19 protein-coding genes are annotated in these 24540 nt (G+C 62.8%); 13 read left to right on the forward strand and 6 right to left on the reverse strand.

What is annotated here, in order from left to right; translation table 11 throughout:
* Positions 1–285 precede the first annotated feature (285 nt).
* The 12 genes from chvI to trxA all read left to right on the forward strand — a co-directional run bounded on the left by chvI (position 286) and on the right by trxA (position 18047).
* A complete protein-coding gene (chvI, locus tag BBX50_RS05430; protein WP_065774300.1) occupies positions 286–1011 on the forward strand; it encodes a two-component system response regulator ChvI in 726 nt (241 codons plus the stop codon).
* Positions 1012–1253: 242 nt separating this feature from the next.
* The gene (locus BBX50_RS05435; RefSeq protein WP_244513163.1) at positions 1254–2987 is read left to right on the forward strand and encodes a sensor histidine kinase; all 1734 of its coding nucleotides are present in this window, start codon (positions 1254–1256) and stop codon (positions 2985–2987) included.
* The gene (locus BBX50_RS05440; protein ID WP_065774302.1) at positions 2984–3442 is read left to right on the forward strand and encodes a serine kinase; all 459 of its coding nucleotides are present in this window, start codon (positions 2984–2986) and stop codon (positions 3440–3442) included. The genes BBX50_RS05435 and BBX50_RS05440 overlap by 4 nt, the downstream gene beginning before the upstream one ends.
* A 156-nt stretch (positions 3443–3598) precedes the next feature.
* Complete coding sequence (locus BBX50_RS05445) at positions 3599–4000, forward strand: PTS sugar transporter subunit IIA (protein ID WP_065774303.1); 402 nt, start codon at positions 3599–3601, stop codon at positions 3998–4000.
* On the forward strand, positions 4000–4290 hold the full coding sequence (locus tag BBX50_RS05450) for an HPr family phosphocarrier protein (protein ID WP_065774304.1): 291 nt from the start codon (positions 4000–4002) through the stop codon (positions 4288–4290). The genes BBX50_RS05445 and BBX50_RS05450 overlap by 1 nt, the downstream gene beginning before the upstream one ends.
* Positions 4291–4456: 166 nt before the next feature.
* On the forward strand, positions 4457–5857 hold the full coding sequence (gene ahcY, locus BBX50_RS05455; RefSeq protein WP_065774305.1) for an adenosylhomocysteinase: 1401 nt from the start codon (positions 4457–4459) through the stop codon (positions 5855–5857).
* A 305-nt stretch (positions 5858–6162) separates the two neighbouring features.
* Positions 6163–8643 carry a PAS domain-containing sensor histidine kinase gene (locus BBX50_RS05460; RefSeq protein ID WP_065774306.1) on the forward strand — a complete coding sequence of 827 codons (2481 nt, stop codon included), beginning with the start codon at positions 6163–6165 and terminating at the stop codon, positions 8641–8643.
* Positions 8643–10154 carry a tRNA (adenosine(37)-N6)-threonylcarbamoyltransferase complex ATPase subunit type 1 TsaE gene (gene tsaE / locus BBX50_RS05465; RefSeq protein WP_065774307.1) on the forward strand — a complete coding sequence of 504 codons (1512 nt, stop codon included), beginning with the start codon at positions 8643–8645 and terminating at the stop codon, positions 10152–10154. The genes BBX50_RS05460 and tsaE overlap by 1 nt, the downstream gene beginning before the upstream one ends.
* A 10-nt stretch (positions 10155–10164) precedes the next feature.
* Positions 10165–10896 carry a nucleotidyltransferase family protein gene (locus BBX50_RS05470; RefSeq protein ID WP_065774308.1) on the forward strand — a complete coding sequence of 244 codons (732 nt, stop codon included), beginning with the start codon at positions 10165–10167 and terminating at the stop codon, positions 10894–10896.
* A gap of 2 nt (positions 10897–10898) precedes the next feature.
* Positions 10899–14081, forward strand: a complete 3183-nt coding sequence (gene addB, locus BBX50_RS05475) for a double-strand break repair protein AddB (protein WP_244513162.1) — start codon at positions 10899–10901, stop codon at positions 14079–14081.
* On the forward strand, positions 14071–17637 hold the full coding sequence (gene addA / locus BBX50_RS05480; protein ID WP_065774310.1) for a double-strand break repair helicase AddA: 3567 nt from the start codon (positions 14071–14073) through the stop codon (positions 17635–17637). The genes addB and addA overlap by 11 nt, the downstream gene beginning before the upstream one ends.
* An 86-nt stretch (positions 17638–17723) precedes the next feature.
* The gene (gene trxA / locus BBX50_RS05485; protein ID WP_057252049.1) at positions 17724–18047 is read left to right on the forward strand and encodes a thioredoxin; all 324 of its coding nucleotides are present in this window, start codon (positions 17724–17726) and stop codon (positions 18045–18047) included.
* Between the two features lie 92 nt (positions 18048–18139).
* On the opposite strand, the gene BBX50_RS05490 is transcribed toward trxA, so the two are convergent.
* The 5 genes from BBX50_RS05490 to BBX50_RS05510 all read right to left on the reverse strand — a co-directional run bounded on the left by BBX50_RS05490 (position 18140) and on the right by BBX50_RS05510 (position 23300).
* Complete coding sequence (locus tag BBX50_RS05490) at positions 18140–19483, reverse strand: folylpolyglutamate synthase/dihydrofolate synthase family protein (RefSeq protein ID WP_065774346.1); 1344 nt, start codon at positions 19481–19483, stop codon at positions 18140–18142.
* Between the two features lie 116 nt (positions 19484–19599).
* Positions 19600–20514: an acetyl-CoA carboxylase, carboxyltransferase subunit beta gene (accD, locus tag BBX50_RS05495; protein ID WP_065774311.1), complete on the reverse strand. Its 915-nt coding sequence runs from the start codon at positions 20512–20514 to the stop codon at positions 19600–19602.
* Between the two features lie 50 nt (positions 20515–20564).
* Positions 20565–21404: a tryptophan synthase subunit alpha gene (gene trpA, locus BBX50_RS05500; RefSeq protein WP_065774312.1), complete on the reverse strand. Its 840-nt coding sequence runs from the start codon at positions 21402–21404 to the stop codon at positions 20565–20567.
* Positions 21405–21408: 4 nt separating this feature from the next.
* The gene (trpB, locus tag BBX50_RS05505; protein ID WP_065774313.1) at positions 21409–22629 is read right to left on the reverse strand and encodes a tryptophan synthase subunit beta; all 1221 of its coding nucleotides are present in this window, start codon (positions 22627–22629) and stop codon (positions 21409–21411) included.
* Positions 22626–23300, reverse strand: coding sequence for a phosphoribosylanthranilate isomerase (locus BBX50_RS05510; protein WP_065774314.1), 675 nt, complete (start codon positions 23298–23300; stop codon positions 22626–22628). The genes trpB and BBX50_RS05510 overlap by 4 nt, the downstream gene beginning before the upstream one ends.
* A gap of 224 nt (positions 23301–23524) precedes the next feature.
* Here BBX50_RS05510 and BBX50_RS05515 point away from each other — a divergent pair, with 224 nt between their 5' ends.
* A complete protein-coding gene (locus tag BBX50_RS05515; RefSeq protein WP_065774315.1) occupies positions 23525–23722 on the forward strand; it encodes a YqaE/Pmp3 family membrane protein in 198 nt (65 codons plus the stop codon).
* Between the two features lie 42 nt (positions 23723–23764).
* Here the strand turns inward: BBX50_RS05515 and BBX50_RS05520 are convergent, their stop codons facing one another.
* Complete coding sequence (locus BBX50_RS05520; RefSeq protein ID WP_065774316.1) at positions 23765–24517, reverse strand: M48 family metallopeptidase; 753 nt, start codon at positions 24515–24517, stop codon at positions 23765–23767.
* Positions 24518–24540: the final 23 nt, after the last annotated feature.

Here is a 24540-nt window from a genome sequence, read left to right on the forward strand (position 1 = left end):
TTCGCCGGACCTTACTTGCATGCTCGCTCAAAAACAAGGCGACGTCAAAAAAAGAATAATGATTTCAGTATATTAATCGATTTAAAGAAAATTATAGTTTTTTTAATCGGTTGAAATGGGTCCCGCGCTCCCCCATCTGAGAACGCCTATCCTACCGATAGGACTGGTGCTTTTTGCGCTTCGCCACAATTTGTTCCACCTTTATACTCACTAACGCACCCGTGACTCGCGAATGCCGGAGTTTCGGGGACGGAGCCGGCACCTCAAAAGACGGAGTTGAACACGATGCAGACCATCGCGCTTGTCGATGATGACCGGAATATCCTCACGTCCGTATCCATCGCCCTGGAGGCAGAGGGCTACAAGGTCGAGACCTACACCGATGGCGCTTCCGCGCTCGAGGGCCTGCTTGCCCGGCCGCCGCAGCTGGCGATCTTCGACATCAAGATGCCGCGCATGGACGGCATGGAACTGTTGCGCCGCCTGCGTCAGAAGTCCGACCTGCCGGTCATCTTCCTGACGTCCAAGGATGAAGAAATCGACGAACTGTTCGGCCTGAAGATGGGCGCGGACGACTTCATCACAAAGCCCTTCTCGCAACGCCTGCTGGTCGAACGCGTCAAGGCGATCCTGCGCCGCGCGGCAAACCGCGAAGCAGCAGCCGCCAATCCGACGACCGCCGCCAAAGCCTCCGACGCGCCGTCGCGTTCGCTGGAGCGCGGGCAGCTGGTCATGGACCAGGAGCGCCACACCTGCACCTGGAAGAGCGAGGCCGTGACGCTGACGGTCACCGAGTTCCTCATCCTCCATTCGCTCGCCCAACGCCCGGGCGTGGTGAAAAGCCGTGACGCGCTGATGGATGCCGCCTATGACGAGCAGGTCTATGTCGACGACCGCACCATCGACAGCCACATCAAGCGGCTGCGCAAGAAGTTCAAGATGGTCGACAACGACTTCGATATGATCGAGACGCTTTACGGTGTCGGGTATCGTTTCCGGGAGACTGCCTGAGCCGCGGGGCTTGCCATCGCGCCGATAGTGGCGCATTCAAAGCCGCGCGATGGCCGATGGCCTCATTTGAGCCTCGACGCGATCTCCGCAGTCTTCGGACCGGAATCATGGACGACGACGCCATCGGGCAACCGAGCGGCGTCGTGATCGAAAGAACGTGAAGGAAAGTCCGCGCGGGAGCGGGACACTTGGTAGAAGTCTTGCAGGGCGATATCGAAGATCTTGACGGACGTGCGCAGGCACTGAAGGGCCAGCGCCGCTGGGCGCATCCCTTCACGCTCATTCGCCGCCTGTTCGGCAATGCCGTCTTCTCGAGCCTCACCCGCCGCATCGTCTTCTTCAACCTGGTGGCGCTCGTCGTTCTCGTTGGCGGCATCATGTATCTCAATCAATTCCGCGAGGGATTGATCGACGCACGCGTCGAAAGCCTTTTGACGCAGGGCGAAATCATTGCCGGCGCAATCTCTGCCTCGGCCTCGGTCGACACCAACTCGATCACCATCGATCCCGAGAAACTCCTTGAGCTTCAGGCCGGCCAGAGCATTACGCCGCTGCCGAGCGACGAGGATCTCGACTTCCCGATCATTCAGGAACGCGTTGCCCCGGTTCTGAGGCGCCTGATCTCGCCGACGCGCACCCGCGCCCGTCTCTTCGACGCCGACGCTGACCTGCTGCTCGATTCCAGGCATCTTTACAGCGGCGGTCAGGTGCTGCGCTTCGACCTGCCGCCGATCGAGCCGGAATCGACAGGCATCGGCGGAAAGCTCAACAGCTGGCTGAACCGGTTGCTCCAGCCCGGCAATCTGCCGCTCTACAAGGAACCGCCTGGCGGCAACGGCGCGATCTATCCTGAGGTTACCAATGCGCTGACCGGTGTGCGCGGCTATGTCGAGCGCGTCACCGAGAAGGGCGAGCTCATCGTTTCGGTGGCCGTACCCGTCCAGCGCTTCCGCGCCGTGCTCGGCGTGCTCCTGCTTTCGACGCAAGCCGGCGACATCGACAAGATCGTCCAGGCGGAACGCCTCGCCATCATCCGCGTCTTCGGCGTCGCCGCACTGGTCAACATCATTCTGTCACTGCTTCTGTCCTCGACCATCGCCAATCCGCTGCGGCGGCTCGCGGCGGCGGCTGTGCGCGTGCGTCGAGGCGGCGCCAAGGAACGCGAAGAAATCCCCGACTTCTCTTCTCGTCAGGACGAGATCGGCAACCTGTCGGTCGCGCTGCGGGAAATGACGACCGCGCTCTACGACCGGATCGCGGCGATCGAGAATTTCGCCGCCGACGTCAGCCACGAGCTGAAGAACCCCCTCACTTCGCTGCGCAGCGCCGTCGAAACCCTGCCGCTGGCGCGGACGGACGAATCGAAAAAGCGGCTGATGGACGTCATCCAGCACGACGTGCGTCGCCTCGACCGCCTGATCAGCGATATCTCGGACGCCTCGCGGCTCGATGCGGAACTTGCCCGCAGCGATGCCAAGGTGATCGACCTGGAGAAACTACTGGGTGATCTCGTCGATATTTCGCGCCAGATCCGCAGCAAGAAGAAGGCGGTGCTGCTCGACTTCGTCATCGACCGCAAGGACAGCCCGAAGGCGCGCTTCGCCGTCAGCGGTTACGAACTGCGCATCGGCCAGATCATCACCAACCTGATCGAGAACGCCCGCTCCTTCGTTCCTGAGGACGGGGGCCGGATCGTCGTGCGCCTCACGCGTTCGCGCTCGCGTTGCCTTGTCTATGTCGAGGACAACGGTCCCGGCATTCAGGCGGAGGACATCGACCGCATCTTTGAGCGGTTCTACACCGACCGCCCCGAGGGCGAGGATTTCGGCCAGAACTCCGGCCTCGGCCTGTCGATTTCGCGGCAGATCGCCGAAGCGCACGGCGGCACGCTGAAGGCCGAAAATATCCCCGCGCCCGGCGGCCATATCAGCGGTGCGCGCTTCATCCTCTCCCTGCCCGCCGAGCCACACGCGTGACGGCTACCCGCGCCAATGTCCACGGCACCGCCATCGTGCTCGGGACGCGCGGCTTCCTGATCACTGGCCCTTCAGGTGTGGGCAAATCAAAGCTGGCACTCGCCTGCATCGCGGCCGCACGACAAGCCGGAGAATTCGCGGCGCTGATCGCCGACGATCGGGTCGACCTGTTGCTCGAGCATGGCCGGATCGTCGCGCGCTGCCCAGCGACCATCCAAGGCCTGATCGAAATCCGGGGCGCCGGCATCGGCAAGATCGAAACGGCGCCTGCCGCGGTTATCGACTGGGCAGTCCTTCCCGTCAGAGCCCCCTTTGACCCGCGTCTGCCGCCGGACGGGGAGACATTGCCGCTGCCACTAGGGCGAGCACTGCCGATTGTTCGCGTTCCCGTTGAAGATGGGGCCAGCGCGCTTGCTATTTTGCGCGTGCTGCTCGCCGAAAAATTAGGATTCTAGCTCTATTTACCGGCAGCGGGGCTGGTTTTTCGGCATTTTTGGCTTGCACTTCGGCTTTTCCTTGCCAAGATGGCCGCCCCATCAGGTGGACGAAATTGCTGCATTGCGATATCTGACCATCAGTGAATTGCGTGTGCAGTTGGAGCGAAGATACCCATGATCGGACTTGTGCTTGTCACCCATGGCAAGCTGGCTGAGGAATTTCGACTTGCGCTTGAGCATGTCGTCGGTCCGCAAAAAGCTATAGAGACCGTCTGCATCGGCCCCGAGGACGACATGGACCAACGTCGGCAGGATATCCTCGACGCGGTCACCAATGTCGACGAGGGCAATGGCGTCATCATCCTCACCGACATGTTCGGCGGAACGCCTTCCAATCTCGCCATCTCGGTCATGCGCAGCGGCACGGTCGAAGTGATTGCCGGCGTCAATCTGCCGATGCTGATCAAGCTCGCCGGCGTGCGCGGCGAGAGCGACATGGACAAGGCGCTGGTCGAGGCATCGGAAGCCGGGCGGAAATACATCAATGTCGCCAGCCGCGTCCTGAGTGGAAAATAATGGATCACCGCCCCGACATGTCGCTGACGCGCGAACTGCTGATCATCAACAAGCGCGGCCTGCATGCGCGGGCGTCGGCGAAGTTCGTGCAGACGGTCGAAGTCTATGACGCCGAGATCACCGTTTCGAAGGACGGCATGACTGTCGGCGGGACCTCGATCATGGGGCTGATGATGCTGGCCGCCAGCACGGGCTGCAGCATCTGCGTCACCGCCAGCGGCATACAGGCCGAGGAGGCGCTGAACGCGCTCGACGCGCTGGTCGCCGACAAGTTTGGCGAGGAAATCTGACGGGCAATATAAAGATATAAAGACTTCTTTATATCGAGGTTGCCCTCCACCCTGAATCCTGATAGATCGGTCGCACTCTCACCGCGTCGCTAGGCGTGGGAGGCATAATCGCGCCGCAAAACGGCCAAGGGCCGCGCGGCTTGAAGAGATCAGCCCGGAGAACTCCATGACCACCACTCAGGACTATATCGTCGCCGACATCGGTCTCGCCGATTTCGGGCGCAAGGAAATTGCGATCGCCGAAACGGAAATGCCGGGCCTGATGGCCTGCCGCGAAGAGTTCGGCGCTTCCAAGCCGCTGAAGGGCGCACGCGTCACCGGCTCGCTGCACATGACCATCCAGACCGCCGTCCTGATCGAGACGCTGGTCGCTCTTGGCGCCGACGTGCGCTGGGCATCCTGCAACATCTTCTCGACCCAGGACCACGCCGCAGCAGCAATCGCCGCAAGCGGCGTACCGGTCTTCGCCGTCAAGGGTGAAACGCTGGAAGAATACTGGACCTACACCGACAAGATCTTCCAGTGGGCCGATGGCGGCGTTTCGAACATGATCCTCGATGATGGCGGCGACGCCACCATGTACATCCTGCTCGGCGCCCGCGCTGAAGCCGGCGAAGACGTGCTCTCGAACCCCGGCTCCGAGGAAGAAGAGATTCTCGTCGCGCAGATCAAGAAGCGCCTCCAGGCTTCGCCGGGCTGGTTCACCAAGCAGCGCGAAGCCATCAAGGGCGTGACCGAAGAAACGACCACCGGCGTCAACCGCCTCTATCAGCTCCAGGCCAAGGGCCTGCTGCCCTTCCCGGCGATCAACGTCAACGATTCGGTCACCAAGTCGAAGTTCGACAACAAGTATGGCTGCAAGGAATCGCTGGTCGACGGCATTCGCCGCGGCACCGACGTGATGATGGCCGGCAAGGTCGCCGTCGTCTGCGGCTACGGCGACGTCGGCAAGGGTTCGGCAGCATCGCTTTCGGGCGCCGGCGCTCGCGTCAAGGTCACCGAAATCGACCCGATCTGCGCGTTGCAGGCTGCCATGGACGGCTTCGAAGTCGTTCAGCTCGAGGACGTCGTCTCGTCGGCCGACATCTTCATCACGACGACCGGCAACAAGGACGTCATCCGCATGGACCACATGCGCGAGATGAAGGATATGGCGATCGTCGGCAACATCGGCCACTTCGACAACGAAATTCAGGTTTCCGCACTGCGTAACCTGAAGTGGACGAACATCAAGCCACAGGTCGACATGATCGAGTTCCCGAAGGGCAACCGCATGATCCTTCTGTCGGAAGGTCGCCTGCTCAATCTCGGCAACGCCACCGGCCACCCATCCTTCGTCATGTCGGCTTCGTTCTCCAACCAGGTGCTGGCGCAGATCGAGCTCTTCACCAAGGGTGAGAAGTACAAGAACGAAGTCTACGTCCTGCCGAAGGCGCTCGACGAGAAGGTCGCCCGCCTGCATCTGAAGAAGCTCGGCGCCAAGCTCTCCGAACTTTCCGAAGAGCAGGCCGACTACATCGGCGTGAAGCCGCAGGGCCCGTTCAAGGCTGAGCACTACCGGTACTAATCCTTACCCGGGCAATCCACAACATCTTGTGGCCGCGTTCTTGACAAGAGAGCGCGGCCGCTTTTTTAGGCCTCTCCCTTCCCGACGATTCGACTAGGAAGTATGCTCTAACCCATTGATTCGTGATGCCGGTGCGGACCTTGGGCATCGCGGATGGGATGTCTTGTCGATAGGCGGCAAACAGACGGAGACAGACCGGGGATGCAATCGGAACTGACGCGGGCCCTTAAACAGGGCCTCGGTGGGACTGTGCAAGGCGCGAAACAGCCAGCAGCACCCTTCGGACAGACGGGGATGGCAGTGCCATGAACACAGATCAGACAGTTTTTCCGGGCACCCGCCGCAAGGGCCCGAAGTTCCTGCGCCACCTTTTGGCCGGCACCGCCCTCTTTGCTGCAACGGATGCGCTTGCCCAGGTCGCCCCGCAGAAGGCTGGCATTTTCGGCTCGTCGGAAGTCGTCACCTTCTCCGTACTGATCGGCGTCATTTCCGCGGCCATGATCTCGGCGATCTGGCTGATCCGGCAGCGCGGCAACATCGAAGCGGAAAACCGCGAACTCAGGTCCGACCTGTCGGACGCCAACCAACGCCTTTCACGCTATCAGGCACTGGTCGCCGACAAGAACCGACGGATCGTCATCTGGGACGGGCTGGCCGAACGCGCCGAACTTCTCGGGCAACTGCCGGCCGAAACCGGTGCGCCGGCTGATGATCGCGACTTCCTGGCCTTCGGCCGCTGGATCAAGGCCCAGTCGGCAGGAGACCTGGAAAAGGCGATTGACGCACTTCGCACCCAGGCCCGCAGTTTCGATCTGGTGCTCGAAACGCAGCGCAATGAGGTTCTGGAAGCGCAAGGGCGCGTTTCAGGCGGACGCGCCTTCGTGCGCTTCATCGCGCTCAACAACATGCGAGCGGAACTCGCCGAACTGAAGCTCGAGCACGACCGGCTCAATGGTGCGCTCGTCTCCTTCCGCACGCTTCTCGACGCGATCGACCTTCCGGTCTGGCAGCGCGGCAATGACGGGGCGCTCACCTGGGTCAACGAGGCCTATGCCGACGCCGTCGAAGCTCCCGATGTCGCAACCGCGGTTACCGAAGGCCGCGAGTTGCTCGCGACCGTCGCGCGCGAAAAGATCCGCTCAGTATCCACGTTCGACACGCCGTTCCGCGATAAGGTGTCGACGGTCGTGCGCGGCAACCGCACCTTCTTCGACGTCGTCGACGCTCGCAGCCGCGCCGGAACGGCCGGCATCGCCGTCGACATATCCGGGATCGAAGCCGTGCGCGAGGAACTCAGCCGCACGCTCAAGAGCCATGCCGAGACGCTCGACCATCTCGCGACTCCGGTCGCGATCTTCGACGGCAATCAGCGCCTGCAGTTTTACAACCAAGCCTTCCAGCGTCTCTGGAGCCTCGACATCGGCTTCCTCGAGCGCAAGCCCGACAATGGTGAGGTCCTCGACCGCCTGCGTGCCGGTGGCCAGCTGCCGGAACAGCTCAACTGGAAACAATGGAAAGCGAACGCGCTCTCCGTCTACCAGGCGCTCGATACGCAGAGCGATCTCTGGCACCTGCCAAACGGTCAAACCCTGCGCGTCTTTGCAACCGCTCGCCCGCAGGGCGGCGTCACCTGGGTATTCGAGAACCTGACCGAGAAGGTCGATCTCGAAACGCGCTACAATACGCTCGTTCAGGTCCAGGGCGAGACCATCGACCATCTGGCGGAAGGTGTCGCGGTGTTCGGGCCCGACGGCCGCATTCGTCTGTCCAACCCGGCATTCCGGGCGATCTGGGGCATCAACGAGGCGGAGGCCAAGCCTGGCACCCATATCAAGGCGATCGAGCAGGCCTGCCTCATCTCCTATGACCAGGCGGACGGGTGGAAGCGGTTCACCCACATCATAACCAGCTTCGACGACGAGCGGCCATCGAGCCGCGGCATCCTTGAGCTCAGGACCGGGCTGATCCTCGACTACGCCGTCATCCCATTGCCGAACGCACAGACAATGCTGACCTTCGTCAACATTACCGACAGCGTCAGGGTCGAGCGGGCACTGACCGAAAAGAACGAAGCGTTGCGCAAGGCGGATGCGCTGAAGAACGACTTCGTGCACCACGTTTCCTATGAGCTGCGCTCGCCGCTCACCAACATCATCGGCTTCGCCGACCTGTTGAAGACCCCCGCCTTTGGCGATCTCAACGAACGGCAGGCGGAATATGTCGACCACATCGCCACGTCCTCGTCGCTGCTGCTGACGATCGTCAACGACATCCTGGATCTTGCGACCGTCGATGCCGGCATCGTCCAGCTCGACCTCGCCGACATCAGTCTGACGGATTTCCTCGATGACATCGCTCACCAGATGGCCGACCGGCTGATCGAGAGCGGTGTGACGCTCAGGATTGCCGCCCCCGATAATCTCGGCCGCATGGTCGCTGACCAGCAAAGGCTGAAGCAGATCTTCGTCAAGCTGCTCACCAATGCCGCGAACTTCGCGCCCGATGGCAGCGTCATCGACCTGAAGTGCCACCGCGAAGGCGGCGACTTCATATTTTCCGTTTCGGACAGCGGCCCCGGCATCCCACAGGACGTTCTCGACACGGTGTTCAATCGCTTCGAAAGCCACGGACAGCGCGGCGGCGCGGGACTCGGGCTCTCGATCGTCGAGAGCTTCGTGAGCCTGCACGAGGGCACGGTCTCGATCCGCAGCAAGGAAGGCGAAGGTACGGAAGTGACCTGCCGCATCCCCTCGGCCGAAGCGCCGAAAATCATCGCGGCCGAGTGATGCCGGCGATCGAGCGCACGCTTTCGGACGAGGCGGCAACGATCGAGCTCGGCGAAGACCTGGCGCTGGCCCTGAAGGCCGGCGACTGCGTGGCCCTTTCGGGAGACCTCGGCGCTGGCAAGTCGACATTTGCACGCGCCTTCCTGCGCGCGCTGGCCGATGACGATGGCCTGGAAGTGCCGAGCCCGACTTTCACGCTCGTTCAGACCTATGAACTGCGCATTCCCGTCGCGCATTTCGATCTTTATCGACTTGCCGATTCCAGCGAACTGGACGAGCTTGGTTTCGACGAAGCGCTGTCGCAAGGCATTTGCCTGGTCGAATGGCCGGAGCGGGCTGAGGGCGCCCTCCCCGCCAAGCGCATCATGCTGACCCTCGCGCACGAGAATGACGGGCGGCGCGTTGAAATTTCCGGTGCTGAGGACCAGCTGCAGCGCATTTCCCGCTCGCTCGCGATCCGCGACTTCCTCAACAATCATGGTCATTGCAAAGCACGTCGACGGCACCTGAGCGGTGACGCCTCGATCCGGGCCTATGAGAGGATCTATCCGGCGGACGGTTCCGTTAGCCGGATTCTGATGGACTCACCGCGGCACAAGCCCGGCCCGATCCTTCAGGACGGCAAGTATTACCAGCAGCTCGCCCATATCGCCGAGGATGTCGTTCCCTTCGTCGCCATCGATCAATTGCTGATTGCCCGTGGCTTTGCGGCGCCGACGATCCACGCCCGCGATCTCGACCAAGGCATCCTCTTGATCGAGGATCTCGGGTCAGAGGGCGTTCTCGATGAAGCCGGCCAACCGATCGACGCGCGCTATATCGAAAGCGCCCGGTTGCTTGCGCGTCTCCATTCCGAACAGACGCCACGAGAAATCAGGGTCGATGCCACAGTCGTCCACCGCGTTCCGGATTTCGACCGGACGACGATGAAGATCGAAACGCGACTTCTGACCGACTGGTACTTGCCCTGGAAACGTGGCGAGCCGGCAAGTGATGACGAGAAGCGCGAATATAGCGAGATCTGGGATGGCCTGATCGACCTCCTGCAGACCTCCGAGACCAACCTGCTGCTGCGCGACTTCCATTCACCCAACATCATCTGGCGCGAAGAGCGTCGGGGTCTCGACCGAATCGGCCTCATCGATTTCCAGGATGCGATGATTGGTCCGACCGCCTATGACGTGGCATCGCTCGTTCAGGATGCCCGCGTCACCATATCGTCTTCGCTCGCAAGCCGGATGATGCAGACCTATCTCGCCGAGCGGCACGCGAGCGGCATTTTCGACGAGGCGACTTTCTCACGCGACTGGCACCTGATGTCGGCGCAGCGCAACTGCAAACTTGTCGGCATCTGGGTGCGACTGATGCAGCGCGACGGCAAGCCTGGCTACATGAAACACATGCCGCGCACTTTCGCCTATCTTCAGGCCGCGCTTTCACATGAATCGCTGAAACCCTTGCACGACTGGTGTATGAAGACCGGAATCCTTAATTCCGAATCAGCGAACTGACAGAGAAGCAATGTCGATCAGCAATGCGATGGTGCTCGCCGCGGGCCTCGGCACCCGGCTCCGTCCGATCACCAACACCATGCCGAAGCCACTCGTAGAAATCGCGGGCAAGCCGATGATCGACTACGTGCTGGATCTGCTGGTAGAGGCCGGCGTCACCAGGGCCGCGGTCAATGTGCACCATTTCGCCGAACAGATGGAAGAGCATCTCGGTCAGCGGAACGCGCCTGAAATCCTGATTTCCGACGAGCGCGGCGCGCTGATGAATTCCGGCGGCGGCCTGGTCAAGGGGCTGAAACTGCTGCCGGAAGGTCCCATTCTCGTGATGAACGCCGACCTCTTCTGGGTTGCAGAGCCCGCGGGCGAGCCGAGCAATCTGACGCGCCTGGCCGCAGCCTTCGATGCGGAGCGCATGGATATGCTGATGCTTTGTGTGCGCGACGAGGATACGACGGGGCACAACGGCAAGAGGGACTTTTCGCTTGCTACCGACGGCAAGCTCGTGCGCTACGCCGAGGGCCTGCCGAACCCGGTGGTCTATGCCGGCGCGATCGCGCTTCACTCCCGGCTCTTTGCCGACGCGCCCGACGATGCCTTCAACCTCAATATCTACTTCGATCGCGCCGCCGAGAAGGGCCGACTCCATGGCCTTCTGCTCGACGGCCATTGGGTGACGGTCGGAACCCCGGAAGCGATCGGTGAAGCGGAGGCGGCGATCCGCCGCCATCAGCCGGAGGGATGAGCGTGAGCGGCCGCCGGTCCAACGTCTTCACGATCCCGCCCGGCCTCCCCTTTCTGAAGACGCTCGCCGAAACGCTCTGCGCTGGAAGCCTGACCCCGGACTTCCGCTACGATCCGGCCGACCCGCTGCCGCTGGCAGGCGTGACGATTTTCGTGCCGACCCGCCGCTCGGCCCGTGTGCTTCGATCGGAGTTCGTCGATCTGCTCGGCGGCCGCTCCACCATCCTGCCCACGATCAAGGCACTCGGCGAGACCGACGACGACAGCGGCTTCTTCGATGCCGAGGTGCCGGCGATCCTCGATCTCGCCCCGCCGCTGCCCGGCACGGCGCGGCTGATCGAACTTGGCCGGCTGATCCTTGCCTGGCGCAACCGCCTGCCGAAGGTGGTGCTCGATATCCACGCGGAAAGCCCGCTGATTGCACCGGCAAGTCCCGCGGATGCGATCTGGCTCGCGCGCAATCTCGCCGACCTCATCGATGCGATGGAGACCGAAGAGCTGGACTGGGACGAGCTCGACCGGCTCGATGCCGGCGAGCATGCGCTCTGGTGGCAACTGACGCTCGAATTCCTGAAGATCGCCCGCCATTACTGGCCGGAGCGGCTCGAGGAACTCAAGCAATCCTCGCCCGCGCGCCATCGCAACGCCATCCTTCAGGCAGAGACGCAACGGATCGCCGCCGGCAAGATCGAAGGGCCCATCGTCATTGCCGGTTCGACCGGCTCCATTCCCGCAACCGCGGCGCTGATCGCCGCCGTGCAGAAGCTGCCCAACGGCACGATCGTGCTTCCCGGTCTCGACCAGACGATGAGCGATGCCGAGTGGGACATGATCGTCGCCGATGCCGCCCTTGACGGCAGGCCGGACCCGGCAAGCCGCAGCCACCCGCAATACGGTTTCTACAGGCTGCTGAAGCGCATGGCCGTTCTGCGGCCCGACGTGGCCGCCTTGGCCAGCGCCGATGCGGACCTCGACTTCCGCGCCGCAATCCTGTCGCACGCCCTTCTGCCGGCCAAGGCGACCAATGCCTGGACCGAAACGCGCAACGAGCTCGATTCTCACCTGCTGCAGGCAGCCTTTGGGGATGCCGCCCTCATCCAAGCCGCCAATGAGCGCGAGGAGGCGGCGGCGATCGCCGTTGCCCTGCGGCTGGCGCTGGAGGGCAGCGAAGACAGCCAGGCGGCGCTGATCACGCCGGACCGAAACCTCGCGCGACGGGTCGGCAGCGAGCTTGCGCGCTTCGGCATCGAGGCCGACGATTCCGCCGGTACCCCCCTGTCGTCAACACCGCAGGGCAGCTTCATGCGCCTGCTTCTGGAGGCGAGCCTGCGCCCGGGCGACCCCGTGCCTTTCGCTGCCCTGCTCAAGCATCCACTGGCGCGCTTCGGGCTTTGCCGCGACATGATGCACCAAGGCGCCGATACGCTTGAGCGGATGGCGCTGCGCGGCAGCACGGCAACGGTCGATATCCTCGCCCTCGAACCGTTGCTCGACGCGGCTATTCTCCAACACAAGACCGATCGTCACCCGCCGGAATGGCGCGCCGGAATCAGCGACGACGATCTTCAGGCGGCCCGCGACCTGGCCCGGAAAATCGGATCCTCGGTCGCGCCACTGGCCTCGGCGCTCACGCGGAAGAGAGACGGTAGCCGGGTGTTCTCGGACGAATTCACTTTCGCCGATTGGGCGACGCGCACCGGCCAAGCGCTGGAAGCGGCTTGTATCGATGAACGCGGTGATCTCGGCGGTCTCTGGTCCGGCGAGGCAGCCGATACGCTGGCGACGCTCCTTCGCGGCATCATCGAGACCGATGGCCAGATGACGGCAGACGGTCCGCAATGGTGCGACGTCATGGAGGCGCTTGCCGCGAGCGCGGCCGTCAAGCCGCGTTCGATGCGCCATCCGCGGGTCTTCATCTTCGGCGCGCTGGAATCGCGCCTGCAGAGCATGGATCTGGTGGTGCTCGGCGGCATGAACGAGGGCAATTGGCCTGGTCAGACCGCCAACGACCCCTTCTTGTCGCGCACCATGAAGACGGGAATTGGCCTTGAACCACCCGAACGGCGCATCGGTCAGCTCGCGCATGACTTCCAGATGGCCTGCGGCACCCGGCGGCTGATCTTCACCCGCTCGATGCGCCAGGGCGCAACACCCACGGTCGCGTCGCGATGGCTGCAGCGCCTGCTTGCCCTCGGCGGCGAACGATTGGCTGAAGCCTTGCGCGCCAACGGTGCTGATTATCTCGCCTGGGCCCGGATGCTCGACGACGGCGGGCGCCAACCGCTCGCGGAACGCCCTGCCCCCAAACCGCCGACGGAATTGCAGCCACGCAAGTATTCCTTCAGCGAGGTCTCGCGGCTAAGGCGCGACCCCTACGCCATCTACGCCCGGCGCATTCTTCGCCTGCATCCGCTGCTGCCGTTCAACAGCGATCCCGGTCCGGCCGAGCGCGGCACGCTCTATCACCAGATTGTCGAGCGTTTCGTCCGCGGCGGTTTCGACCTGATGTCGCCTGCCGCCGAGGAGGCGATGCATCGGCTCTTGAACGAGGCCTTTGACGAGGCGCGCCTGCCTGTCCATATCGACACGATCTGGCGACCCCGTTTCGCCGCGGTTGGCAAGGCTTTCATTGAATGGGAGCGCGATCGCGCCCGTTGGATACGGCGATCGCGCACCGAGGTTCCGGCTTCGATGGAGCTCGGCGTCGCCGACATGCGATTGACCGGCATAGCCGACCGGCTCGACGTGCTGAACGATGGCAGCGTCGAGCTGATCGACTACAAGACCGGCTCCAGCCCATCGATCAAGGAAGCCCGCGTGCTGCTCGATCCGCAGCTTGCGCTCGAGGCAGCCGCACTTAAGGCCGGTGCCTTCAAGGATGTGCCGCCGAGCCACCCGCAATCGCTGCTTTATGTCCGGCTCAAGCCCGGCGCGCGATTCAAATCTGAAGCTGTCAACAACGAGGGCAGCAAGGCGAAGGAGACCAAATCCGCGGACCAGCTTGCCGACGAATCGCTGAGCGAACTCAGAAAACTGCTCAGCGCCCTGCTTTCGGGCAAACACGGCTTTGCATCGCGCCTGATCGTACAGAAAGAGCGCGACTATGGCGGTGAGTACGACCACCTGGCACGCGTGGCCGAATGGTCGACAGCCGATAGCGACGAGGAGGATGGCGATGAGGGATGACAGCCTCGGTCCCGAACAGGTGACACCGCAGGCCTGGCTCGACTGGACCTCGCGCCGGCAGTCGCTTGCCTCCGACCCTCAGCGTTCCGCCTGGGTATCCGCCAATGCCGGATCCGGCAAAACCCATGTGCTGACCCAGCGGGTGATCCGGCTGCTGCTTGCCGGCTGCCGGCCGTCGGCCATTCTCTGCCTGACCTATACCAAAGCGGCAGCCTCCGAGATGTCGAACCGCGTGTTCGAGCGGCTCGCCGAATGGGTAACGCTCGACGACGCGACGCTCGAAAAACGGATCGAGGCGATCGAGGGCGAGCGGCCATCGCTCTTCAAGCTTCAGGAAGCACGTCGACTGTTTGCCCGCGCGCTGGAAACGCCCGGCGGCCTGAAGATCCAGACAATCCACGCCTTCTGCGAGGCGTTGCTGCACCAGTTTCCGCTGGAAGCCAATGTCGCCGGGCATTTCTCGGTTCTTGACGACCGCGCAGCCGCGGTGCTTCTGGCCGATGCCCGCCGCATGCTGTTGACCGCAACCGCGGCCAAGGACGATCCCGAGCTGGCGCGGGCCTTCGCGACGGTCCTCGACCTTGCCGACGACACGGGCCTGGAAAAACTGCTCGCGGCAATCGTCCAGAACCGGACCTCGATCCAGGCCTTTCTCGAACAAGCCGATGCGCTCGGTGGCACTGAGGCCGAGTTGCGTCGGGCCCTGAAGCTGGCGCCAGATGAAAGCGCCGACAGCGCGATGGCCGGGATCTGGCCGCTGGCAGGGCTGAACGGTCCGGCGCTGGAACGCTACTTCTCGCTCGCCGCAAGCGTCGGCGGAACAAAGGTTCTGGAGTTTTCCGAGGGGTTGAGGACCGTCTCCAAACCGATGGATCTCAAAGCGCGCTACGACGGCCTGAGGCATCTGTTCTTCACCGGCACCGGCAAGCCCCGCGCGCAGTCTGCCTTCCTGAACAAGGCGATGCAGCAGGCGGCTCCCGATCTGGCGGATCTGGTCGACGAGGCCTATCGCCATGTCGTCGCCTACATCGACCATGTCAGCATCCTCAAAATGTTTGAGGCAACGCTTGCAGCGCTCACCCTCGCAGAAAGGCTCAATGCCGACTACGAGGAGCTCAAACGAAGGCGCAGCCAGCTCGATTTCGAGGATCTGATCAACCGAACGGCGGCGCTCTTTGCGCGTGGCGACGTCAGTGCCTGGGTGCACTACAAGCTCGACCAGGGCATCGACCATATCCTCGTCGACGAAGCCCAGGATACCAGCCCGGCACAATGGACAATTATTCAGGCACTCGCTGCCGACTTCTTTTCCGGCGAAAGCGCCCGCGGCACAGAGCGAACGATGTTTGCCGTCGGCGACGAGAAGCAATCGATCTACTCGTTCCAGGGCGCGCGGCCGGAGCGGTTTTCGCGCGAGAGCATCGAGACCGAACGGCGGGTGCGCGATGGCGGCAAGGCGTTTGAGCCGATCCGCTTGCAGCTCTCCTTCCGCTCGACGGTCGACGTGCTTTCGGCGGTCGATGCGGTCTTCGCCGATCCGGCGCATGCGCGAGGCTTGAGCGCCCGCAACGAGCCGGTGGTTCATGCCTCCAATCGCATCGGTCATCCGGGTGCCGTCGATCTCTGGGACGTGATCGCTTCGCTCCCCCCGGATGCGGACGAGGAGTGGACGGCCGCCTTCGACGCAACACCGGAGAGCGCACCGGTCAACGTCCTTGCCCGCCGGGTGGCGGCGGTGCTGGAGCATTGGATCGGCAAGGAGACCATCGTCGAAAAAGGTGTTCGCCGACCGATGCGTCCAGGCGACGTCATCGTGCTCGTTCGCAAGCGCGACGCCTTCGTCAATGCGCTGACCAGGGCATTGAAGCGTCGCAACAATATTCCGGTCGCGGGCGCAGACCGTCTGGTACTGACGCGACACATTGCTGTCCAGGACCTGCTCGCACTCGGACGTTTTGTCCTTCTGCCGCAGGACGATCTGTCACTTGCAGCGCTGCTGAAAAGCCCGCTGTTCAACATCGGTGAGGACGCGCTGTTCGAACTTGCGGCGCGACGCCGCGAGGGCGAAAGCCTCTGGCAGCGATTGCAGAACGAGGCGGCGGACGAAATCCTGTTTCATTCGACGGCGAGAACGCTGACGTCGCATATCACGCTTGCAAGCCAGCTGGCGCCGCATGATTTCTATGCCCGCATCCTCGGCGTCCACGGCGGCAGGGCCGCCTTCCTCGCGCGCCTCGGCAGCGAAGTGAGCGATATCCTCGACGAGTTCCTGACCTTCGCTCTCGACCAGGAACGAACCGGTTTGCCTGGCCTGCAGGCCTTCGTTTCGACGCTGGAAATGGAAGCGCCGACGGTCAAGCGCGAGCAGGACAAGGAACGCGACGAGGTCCGGATCATGACGGTGCACGCCGCCAAGGGTCTCGAAGCGCCCGTCGTCTTCCTGGTCGACGGAGGTGGCGCGCCCTTTAGCAACCAGCATGTCCCCTCTTTGCGCTTCCTGGAGCTGCCGCAGCGCGACAGCACCGTCCTCTCGCTGCCGGTGTGGCGCGCACCAGGCTCGGAATCGAACTCGCTCGTGGCGGCCGATAACGACCGGTTGAAGACGCTCGCCGAGGAAGAGTATCGCCGCTTGCTCTATGTCGGCATGACGCGCGCCGCCGACCGCCTGATCGTCTGCGGCTACCGCGGACAACGGGCCGTCGCCGATACGTGGCACGCCATGGTTCAGGCGAGCCTTGCCCAGGACGAAAAGGGTCGAGGCCGCTCGACCACGTTCCACGCGGGCAATGAAGAATGGGCAGGCCATGCCTGGCGCGAGACGCAGGTTGATCGTGACATTCCCTTGAGCGACGCACCGTCGGTCGAGCACGGTCGCCCGGCAACCGGATTGCCAAAAGCACTTTCGACGCCGCTGCCGCCACAGAAACGCTTGCCGCGGCCGCTGAGCCCCTCCGGCATCGGCATCGCCGTCGATGAGGACGATGGCGAGGCGCTGGTCGGATCGGCTCTCTTTTCCGAAAAGGCCCCGGCCAACCTTTCTATGCTGCGTGGCGCCATCCTGCACCGCCTGCTGCAGGTGCTGCCGTCCCTCGCCAGTGATGATCGTCGTGCGGCGGCCGAACGCTATCTTGCCCGCTCCGTGCCGCGCTGGTCGGCGGAACAGCGCGCGGCGGTGATTGCCGGCGTCGAGAGCGTGCTCGACCACCCCGATCTTGGCGCGCTTTTCTCCGAAAGCAGCCGGGCCGAGATCTCGGTCATGGGCACACTCACGCTCGGCAAGCGCGATCACGCCGTCTCCGGGCGCATCGACCGCCTGGCGGTCAGCGCTGGCATTGTAACGATTGCCGATTTCAAGACGAACAGGCAGGTACCGGCATCACCGGAAGATGTTCCCTTTGCCTATAGGGCGCAGCTGGCGATCTACCGCGAGCTGTTGCGGCCGCTCTATCCCGGACACGCGTTCCGATGCGTGCTGATCTTCACCGAAGGGCCGGCAATCCACGTCGTTACGGATCAGGCGCTCGACAGGAGCCTTGAAGACCTCGCGACAAAGTGAGATACCGGATATTGAAAATCCAGCGCGTCCCTCTCACATGAGACACAACATCTGGACACTCCCATTCCGAACGCAAGGAGCAGCCTATGGCTACTGTAAAAGTCGATACGTCCAATTTTCAGCAGGAAGTGCTGAACTCCGCCGAGCCGGTGGTTGTCGATTTCTGGGCTGAATGGTGCGGCCCGTGCAAAATGATCGCACCGAGCCTCGAGGAAATCTCGAACGAGCTCGCCGGCAAGGTCAAGGTTGTGAAGCTCAACATCGATGAGAACCCGGAACTGGCCGCCCAGTACGGCGTACGTTCGATCCCGACGCTCGCCATGTTCAAGGCTGGCGAAGTGGCCGATATCAAGGTTGGCGCAGCACCGAAGACAGCGCTTTCGTCGTGGATCTCTACTGCAGTCGCCTGAGGCTTCCTGCTGAAATGCTTAAAAGCCCGGCATTGCCGGGCTTTTTTCATGTCATCTTGCTGTCATTCAGGGCGGCGAAAGCGAACCCGCGATCACTTCGGCGGCGTGCCGTTGTCCGCGAGTACATCGCCCACCAGATAGAGCGAACCGCCGATCAGGATACGCGGCGGCACCGGATCGTCGTCGACCAGATTGGCGATGACGGTCAGCGCTTCGGCTACGGAAGAAACGGCTGAGGTTTCGAAGCCGACGGCAGCCGCATCGGTTGCGAGCGCTACCGGATCGAGCCCGGCGTCCGATCCCCGGATCGGCACCGTGAAGACCTGTTCAGCGAGATCGTGGAAGGCGCGGAAATAGCCGACCGGATCCTTGGTGTTGATCATGCCGATGATCAGAAACAGAGGCCGCGACTCGCGCTCTTCGAAGGTCGCCATCGCTTCGGCGATCACCTGGCCGGCGCCGGGATTGTGGCCGCCATCGACCCAGATTTCTGCGTCGGAAGGGCCGTAATGCGTGAGCTTGCCGCTGGTAAGCCGCTGCAGACGCCCCGGCCACTCGACACGGGCAAGCCCCTTCTCGATCGCCGCTTCAGAGATATCAAAACCGGCGGCCCGAACGGCGCGGATTGCAGCGGCAGCATTGGCATACTGGTGACGCCCCGGCAGCTTCGGCAACGGCAGATCGGCAAGACCGCCTTCGTCCTGGTAGACGAGACGGCCGAATTCTTCATGGGCCATGAAGTCCTGGCCATAGACGAACATCGGGCAGCCCAATCGTTCTGCCGTCGATACCAGCACGTCGCGCGCCGTCTCTTCTTCCTGTTGGCCGATGACCACCGGGCACCCGCGCTTCATGATGCCGGCCTTTTCCGCCGCGATCAGTTCCACCCGGTCGCCGAGATAGGCCTGATGATCGAGTGAGATCGGCATGATGACGGAGACCGCCGGGCGGGCAATCACATTGGTGGCGTCGAAGCGGCCGCCAAGGCCCACCTCGATGATCGCCACATCCGCCGGATGCTCGGCAAAGAGCAGGAAGGTAACGGCCGTCAGAATCTCGAAAACAGTGATCTTCTCGCCGCCATTGGCTTCGGCGACACGGCGTACCGCATCGGCAAGAACCGGGTCGCTGACAAGTCGTCCCTTACCGCCCTTGACGCCAAGACGATAACGCTCGTGCCAATTGACGAGGTGCGGCGAGGTATGAACGTGCACGCTCAGACCTGCGGCTTCGAGGATTGCCCGCGAAAACGCCGTTGCCGACCCCTTGCCGTTGGTGCCGGCAACATGGATCACCGGCGGCAGGCGATCCTGCGGGTTGCCGAGCGCGGCGAGAAGCCGGGTTATTCTGTCCAGTGACAGGTCGAACCCTTTCGGGTGCAGCGCGAGAAGTTTTTCGATCTCGTAGCCTGCTTCGCTGGCTTCCACCGCTGTCATCTCATCCCGCCCCGACACGATCGAATGCTGCGGCATCTCCGTCTGTTCGCAGCACGGAAATGCCCTGTCTGCTTTGCTTGCGCAGCAATTATCGGAAACTGCTGCGCAAACAGATATTAGGCGCTTGCCGCGACCGGCAAGGCGGCCGGCTGCGTTCCACCGTTGAGCTTAGAGGCTTCCGCCGGCTTCTTCAGCAGAATCTTTAGAACCCGAGCGAGCGTCGACGGCAGATCATGGCGCTTGACCACCATGTCGACCATGCCGTGCTCCAGAAGATACTCGGAGGTCTGGAAGCCTTCCGGCAGCTTCTCGCGCAGGGTCTGTTCGATCACGCGCTTGCCGGCAAAGCCGATTTCAGCACCCGGTTCTGCCATGTGGACGTCGCCGAGCATGGCATAGGAAGCGGTGACGCCGCCGGTCGTCGGGTTGGTGAGCACGACGATGTAGGGAAGGCCCGCTTCTTTCAGCATATTGACGGCAACAGTGGTGCGCGGCAGCTGCATCAGCGACAGGATGCCTTCCTGCATGCGGGCACCACCCGAAGCCGGGAAGATAACCAGCGGGCATTTCTCTGCAATCGCCTTTTCGAAGGCCTTGATGATCGCTTCGCCGGCAGCCATGCCGAGCGAGCCGCCGATGAAGTTGAACTCGTGAACGACGGCAACGAGCTTGACGCCCTGGACGCGGCCGAGACCGGCAACGATCGTGTCTTCGAGCTCGGTCTTGGCGCGGCTGTCGCGCAGACGATCCGAATACTTCTTGGAATCGCGGAACTTCAGCGGGTCCTGGGCAACCTTCGGCTGCGGCAGCGCCTCATAGATGCCGCCGTCGAACAGATCCTTCAGCCGGGCCTTGGCCGGCATCTTCATGTGGAAGCCCGACTGCGGAATGACCCACTTGTTCTCTTCGAGATCGCGGTGGAACACCATCTCGCCGGTTTCCGGGCACTTGATCCAGAGGTTTTCCGGAACTTCCCGGCGGCCCAGCATCGAGTTGATCTTCGGCCGAACGTAATTTGTGATCCAGTTCACTTAGTAACTCCTGAAGATTTCCTTCGGGTTGTGCGCGCTAATATAGGCAATTATTCGGCTGCTGCGAGCCGTGCGGACCGCACGCCTGCCGAGAGCCCTCTGACCAGCGCTTCGACACCCGGAACCGTCGCGTCGGTCGCCTTGCCCTCTTCGGTCAGGCTCGACGCGATCTGGTTGACGATCGCCGTACCGACGACCACGCCATCGGCGGATGCACCGATGGCCCTTGCATGGTCCGCCGTCTTGACGCCGAAACCGACGCAGACGGGCAGGTTGGTATGCGCCTTGATACGCGCGACGGCGCCGCCAATCAAAGACGGATCGGGCAGCGCCGAGCCGGTGATGCCGTTCATCGACACGTAATAGACGAAGCCGGAGGTATTTTCGAGCACCTTCGGCAGACGACGATCGTCCGTGGTCGGCGTCGCAAGGCGAATGAAGTTGATGCCCTTCTCAAGAGCCGGGATGCAGAGCTCATCGTCCATTTCCGGCGGCAGATCGACGACGATCAGGCCATCAATGCCGGCCGCGAGCGCATCGGTCAGGAACCGGTCGACGCCGTAGATATAGATCGGATTGTAGTATCCCATCAGCACGATCGGCGTGCGCTGGTCGTCCTCGCGGAAACGGCGGGCGATCTCAAGCGTCTTTGCAAGCGTCTGGCCACCCTTCAGCGAGCGCTGACCGGCGAGCTGGATTGCCGGGCCATCGGCCATCGGGTCCGAGAAGGGCATGCCGAGCTCGATGACGTCGGCACCTGACTTCGGCAGCGCCTTCATGATCGAAAGCGATGTTTCGAAATCCGGATCGCCGGCCATGAAGTAGGTGACGAGGACCGGACGCCCTTCGGCCGCCACATCGGCAAATCTCTTGTCCATGCGTGCGGTCATGATCTTACAGCCCCATTCCCAAAATCTTGCCGACGGTGAAGATGTCCTTGTCGCCGCGGCCGGAGAGGTTCATCAGGATGATCTCGTCCTTGCCCATCTTCGGCGCGCGCTTGATGACTTCGGCCAGCGCATGCGACGGCTCGAGCGCCGGGATGATACCTTCAAGACGGGTCAGCGTCTGGAAGGCTTCGAGCGCCTCGTGGTCCATGATCGGCACGTATTCGACGCGGCCGACATCGTTCAACCAGGCATGCTCCGGGCCGATGCCGGGGTAGTCGAGGCCGGCCGAAATCGAATGACCTTCCTTGATCTGGCCGTCGCCGTCCTGCAGCAGATAGGTGCGGTTGCCGTGCAGCACGCCGGGCGAACCGGCCGTGATCGAGGCGCAATGCTCGTCGCCCTCGATGCCCTTGCCGCCGGCTTCGACGCCGACGATCTTGACGCTGTCATCATCGAGGAACGGATGGAAGATGCCGATGGCGTTGGAGCCACCGCCGACGGCGGCAACGACGAGATCGGGAAGCCGGCCCTCGGCGGCAAGCATCTGTTCCTTGGCTTCCTGGCCGATGACGGCCTGGAAGTCGCGAACCATCTCCGGATACGGATGCGGGCCGGCGGCCGTGCCGATCAGGTAATAGGTGTCTTCGACATTGGTGACCCAGTCACGCAGCGCCTCGTTCATCGCGTCCTTGAGCGTGCCGCTGCCGGCGGTCACCGGCTTTACCTCGGCACCGAGCAGCTTCATGCGGAAGACGTTCGGCGCCTGGCGCTCGACATCGGTCGCGCCCATGTAGACGACGCAGGGCAGGCCGAAGCGGGCAGCAACTGTCGCCGAAGCGACACCATGCTGGCCGGCACCGGTCTCGGCGATGATGCGGGTCTTGCCCATGCGCTTGGCGAGCAGGATCTGGCCGATGCAATTGTTGATCTTGTGCGAGCCGGTGTGGTTCAGCTCTTCGCGCTTGAAGTAGATCTTGGCGCCGCCAAGCTCGGCGGTCAGTCGTTCGGCAAAATAGAGCGGGCTCGGCCGGCCGATGTAATGGGCACCGAGATGCTCCAGTTCCGCCTTGAAGGCCGGATCGTTCTTCGCCTTGTCCCACTCGTCCTGCAGGTCGAGGATCAGCGGCATCAGGGTCTCGGCCACGAAACGGCCGCCAAAAATGCCGAAACGACCGTCTTCATCCGGGCCGCCCCGGAAGGAATTCAACTTTGGCGCCTGGTTCACGTCCTGCTCCCTGACCGTGGCATGCCCGCCTCCGCCTGGCGAACGGCATTGAAAAACGATTCCATGAGCTTCAGATCCTTGACGCCCGGCGCGCTCTCGACGCCGGAGGAGATATCGATGGCGCGGGCGCGGGTCTGCGCCATGGCCTCGCCGATGTTGTCGGCATTGAGACCTCCGGAAAGCATGTAATCGACGCTTCCGTCAAGCGCGTCGAGCAGCTTCCAGTCAAAGGAAACGCCGTTGCCACCGGGCAAATCCGACCCCACGGGGGCTTTGGCGTCGAAGAGGAAGCGATCGGCGATGCCGATATAGGCGTCGATCTTTTCGAGGTCGGCAGCGTCGCGGACCGAAAAAACCTTCATGACGGGAAGGCCGTACATCGCCTTGACCGTCAGCAGGCGTTCCGGGCTTTCGCCGCCGTGCAATTGCAGGATATCCGGGTTCAGCGCCGAGACGATTTCATCAAGTTCGTCGTTGTCGGCGTTGACCGTGACCGCGACGATCTTCGCCTGGCCGCGGATGCGCTCTGCCAGGCGACCGGCGTCGTCGGGTTCGATGTTCCTGGGGCTCTTGGCGAAAAAGATGAAGCCGGTATGCGACGCGCCGAGCGCGACAGCGCGCTCCAACGCTTCCGCGGTCTTCAGCCCGCATATCTTCACTTCGGTTTTCATGAGAAGCGACCTTGCATGAAATGTCACGGGAGTCGAGCCAAAAAACCGACGCAAAACACACCGGCAAGCGGCCTTGAAGCCGCTGCGCAGCCTCGTCCGTAGTGACATATCGACGGCCGTCTCGTCACTTTCAACGGCACCGACCAACAAACCTCAGAAGCGTTCAGCCTCTTGCGCGGCCGACTGGTTTTCACCATATGGATTTTACCACAATGGAGAGACTGATGCGCCTGTTGCTCGCGCTTATCCTGCCCTGGCTGCAGTTTTTTACCATCGGCCGCCCTTTGGCCGGCCTCGTCTGCCTGATCCTGCAGCTCACCCTGATCGGCTGGGTTCCGGCGGCAATCTGGTCGGTCTATGCGCTCAGCCAATACAAGACCGATGAGAAGATCCGCGACGCGCTTTCGCGCCAACGCGCATAACGGCAACGGGTCCGCAGCACCGTCGCCAGCCGACCTTCTGGTTCAATCGAAATCGATCGCGTGCAGCATCGTGCCGTTGCGGCGCAGCCAGCGTTTGGCATCGTTCGTGTCCGGGCACAGCCTTTCGCACAGCGCCCAGAAGTCCGGTCCGTGATTCATCTCCTTAAGATGGGCCACCTCGTGGGCCGCAAGATAAGCAATGACCTTGGGCGGCGCCATGACGATGCGCCAGCAGAAGCTCAGCGCACCATCGGCCGAGCAGGATCCCCAGCGACTGCGCGTATCCTTCAGCGACACCGACTTCGCGCGCCGCCCGATCCGCCCCGTATAGATCGCCACGAGCCGATCGAGATCCTGGCGCGCCTCCTTCTTGAGAAAATCGACGATGCGGCGGTTCAGATGCTCCTCGCCGCCGCTGACCCGCAGCACCGGCTCGTCATCCACCATCATCGCCTCCGTCAGGCCGCGGATCTTGCCGGTGCGCTCGATGCGATGGGAAACGCCGCGGATCAGGATGGAGCCACCCTCCTCGATCTGGCTTTCGCCGGAGAAGCGGGCAAGCTTCGTCATCAGCCAGCCCTGATGGCGTGTCAGAAAGGCGTTGACCTCGCGCTCGGGCAAGCCTTGAGGGATCGTCATCTTCAGCGCCCGGCCGCCCGGCTCGATACGCAGTGTCATGCGGGTCGCGCGCGCATTCTGCTTGATCGTCAGCGGCAGGGACTTGCCGGCGACCTCGATCTGCCGCGTCGTGGCGGGTGGAGCAGGTTGAATGCGCCGCTTGAAAGAAGGGAACATGCAGGCTTTCTAACCGATTCGCT

Source organism: Ensifer sp. LC11, from assembly GCF_001695835.1.
Classification (GTDB): Bacteria; Pseudomonadota; Alphaproteobacteria; order Rhizobiales; family Rhizobiaceae; genus Ensifer.

Bases quoted from the DNA above. Each gene is read 5' to 3' on its own strand.
- tsaE (WP_065774307.1), top strand. From the start codon at position 8,643: ATGCCGGCGATCGAGCGCACGCTTTCGGACGAGGCGGCAACGATCGAG.
- BBX50_RS05450 (WP_065774304.1), top strand. From the start codon at position 4,000: ATGGATCACCGCCCCGACATGTCGCTGACGCGCGAACTGCTGATCATC.
- trpA (WP_065774312.1), bottom strand. From the start codon at position 21,404: ATGACCGCACGCATGGACAAGAGATTTGCCGATGTGGCGGCCGAAGGG.
- ahcY (WP_065774305.1), top strand. From the start codon at position 4,457: ATGACCACCACTCAGGACTATATCGTCGCCGACATCGGTCTCGCCGAT.
- BBX50_RS05490 (WP_065774346.1), bottom strand. From the start codon at position 19,483: ATGACAGCGGTGGAAGCCAGCGAAGCAGGCTACGAGATCGAAAAACTT.
- trxA (WP_057252049.1), top strand. From the start codon at position 17,724: ATGGCTACTGTAAAAGTCGATACGTCCAATTTTCAGCAGGAAGTGCTG.
- BBX50_RS05515 (WP_065774315.1), top strand. From the start codon at position 23,525: ATGCGCCTGTTGCTCGCGCTTATCCTGCCCTGGCTGCAGTTTTTTACC.
- BBX50_RS05520 (WP_065774316.1), bottom strand. From the start codon at position 24,517: ATGTTCCCTTCTTTCAAGCGGCGCATTCAACCTGCTCCACCCGCCACG.
- BBX50_RS05510 (WP_065774314.1), bottom strand. From the start codon at position 23,300: ATGAAAACCGAAGTGAAGATATGCGGGCTGAAGACCGCGGAAGCGTTG.
- BBX50_RS05460 (WP_065774306.1), top strand. From the start codon at position 6,163: ATGAACACAGATCAGACAGTTTTTCCGGGCACCCGCCGCAAGGGCCCG.
- BBX50_RS05445 (WP_065774303.1), top strand. From the start codon at position 3,599: ATGATCGGACTTGTGCTTGTCACCCATGGCAAGCTGGCTGAGGAATTT.
- addA (WP_065774310.1), top strand. From the start codon at position 14,071: ATGAGGGATGACAGCCTCGGTCCCGAACAGGTGACACCGCAGGCCTGG.
- BBX50_RS05470 (WP_065774308.1), top strand. From the start codon at position 10,165: ATGTCGATCAGCAATGCGATGGTGCTCGCCGCGGGCCTCGGCACCCGG.
- chvI (WP_065774300.1), top strand. From the start codon at position 286: ATGCAGACCATCGCGCTTGTCGATGATGACCGGAATATCCTCACGTCC.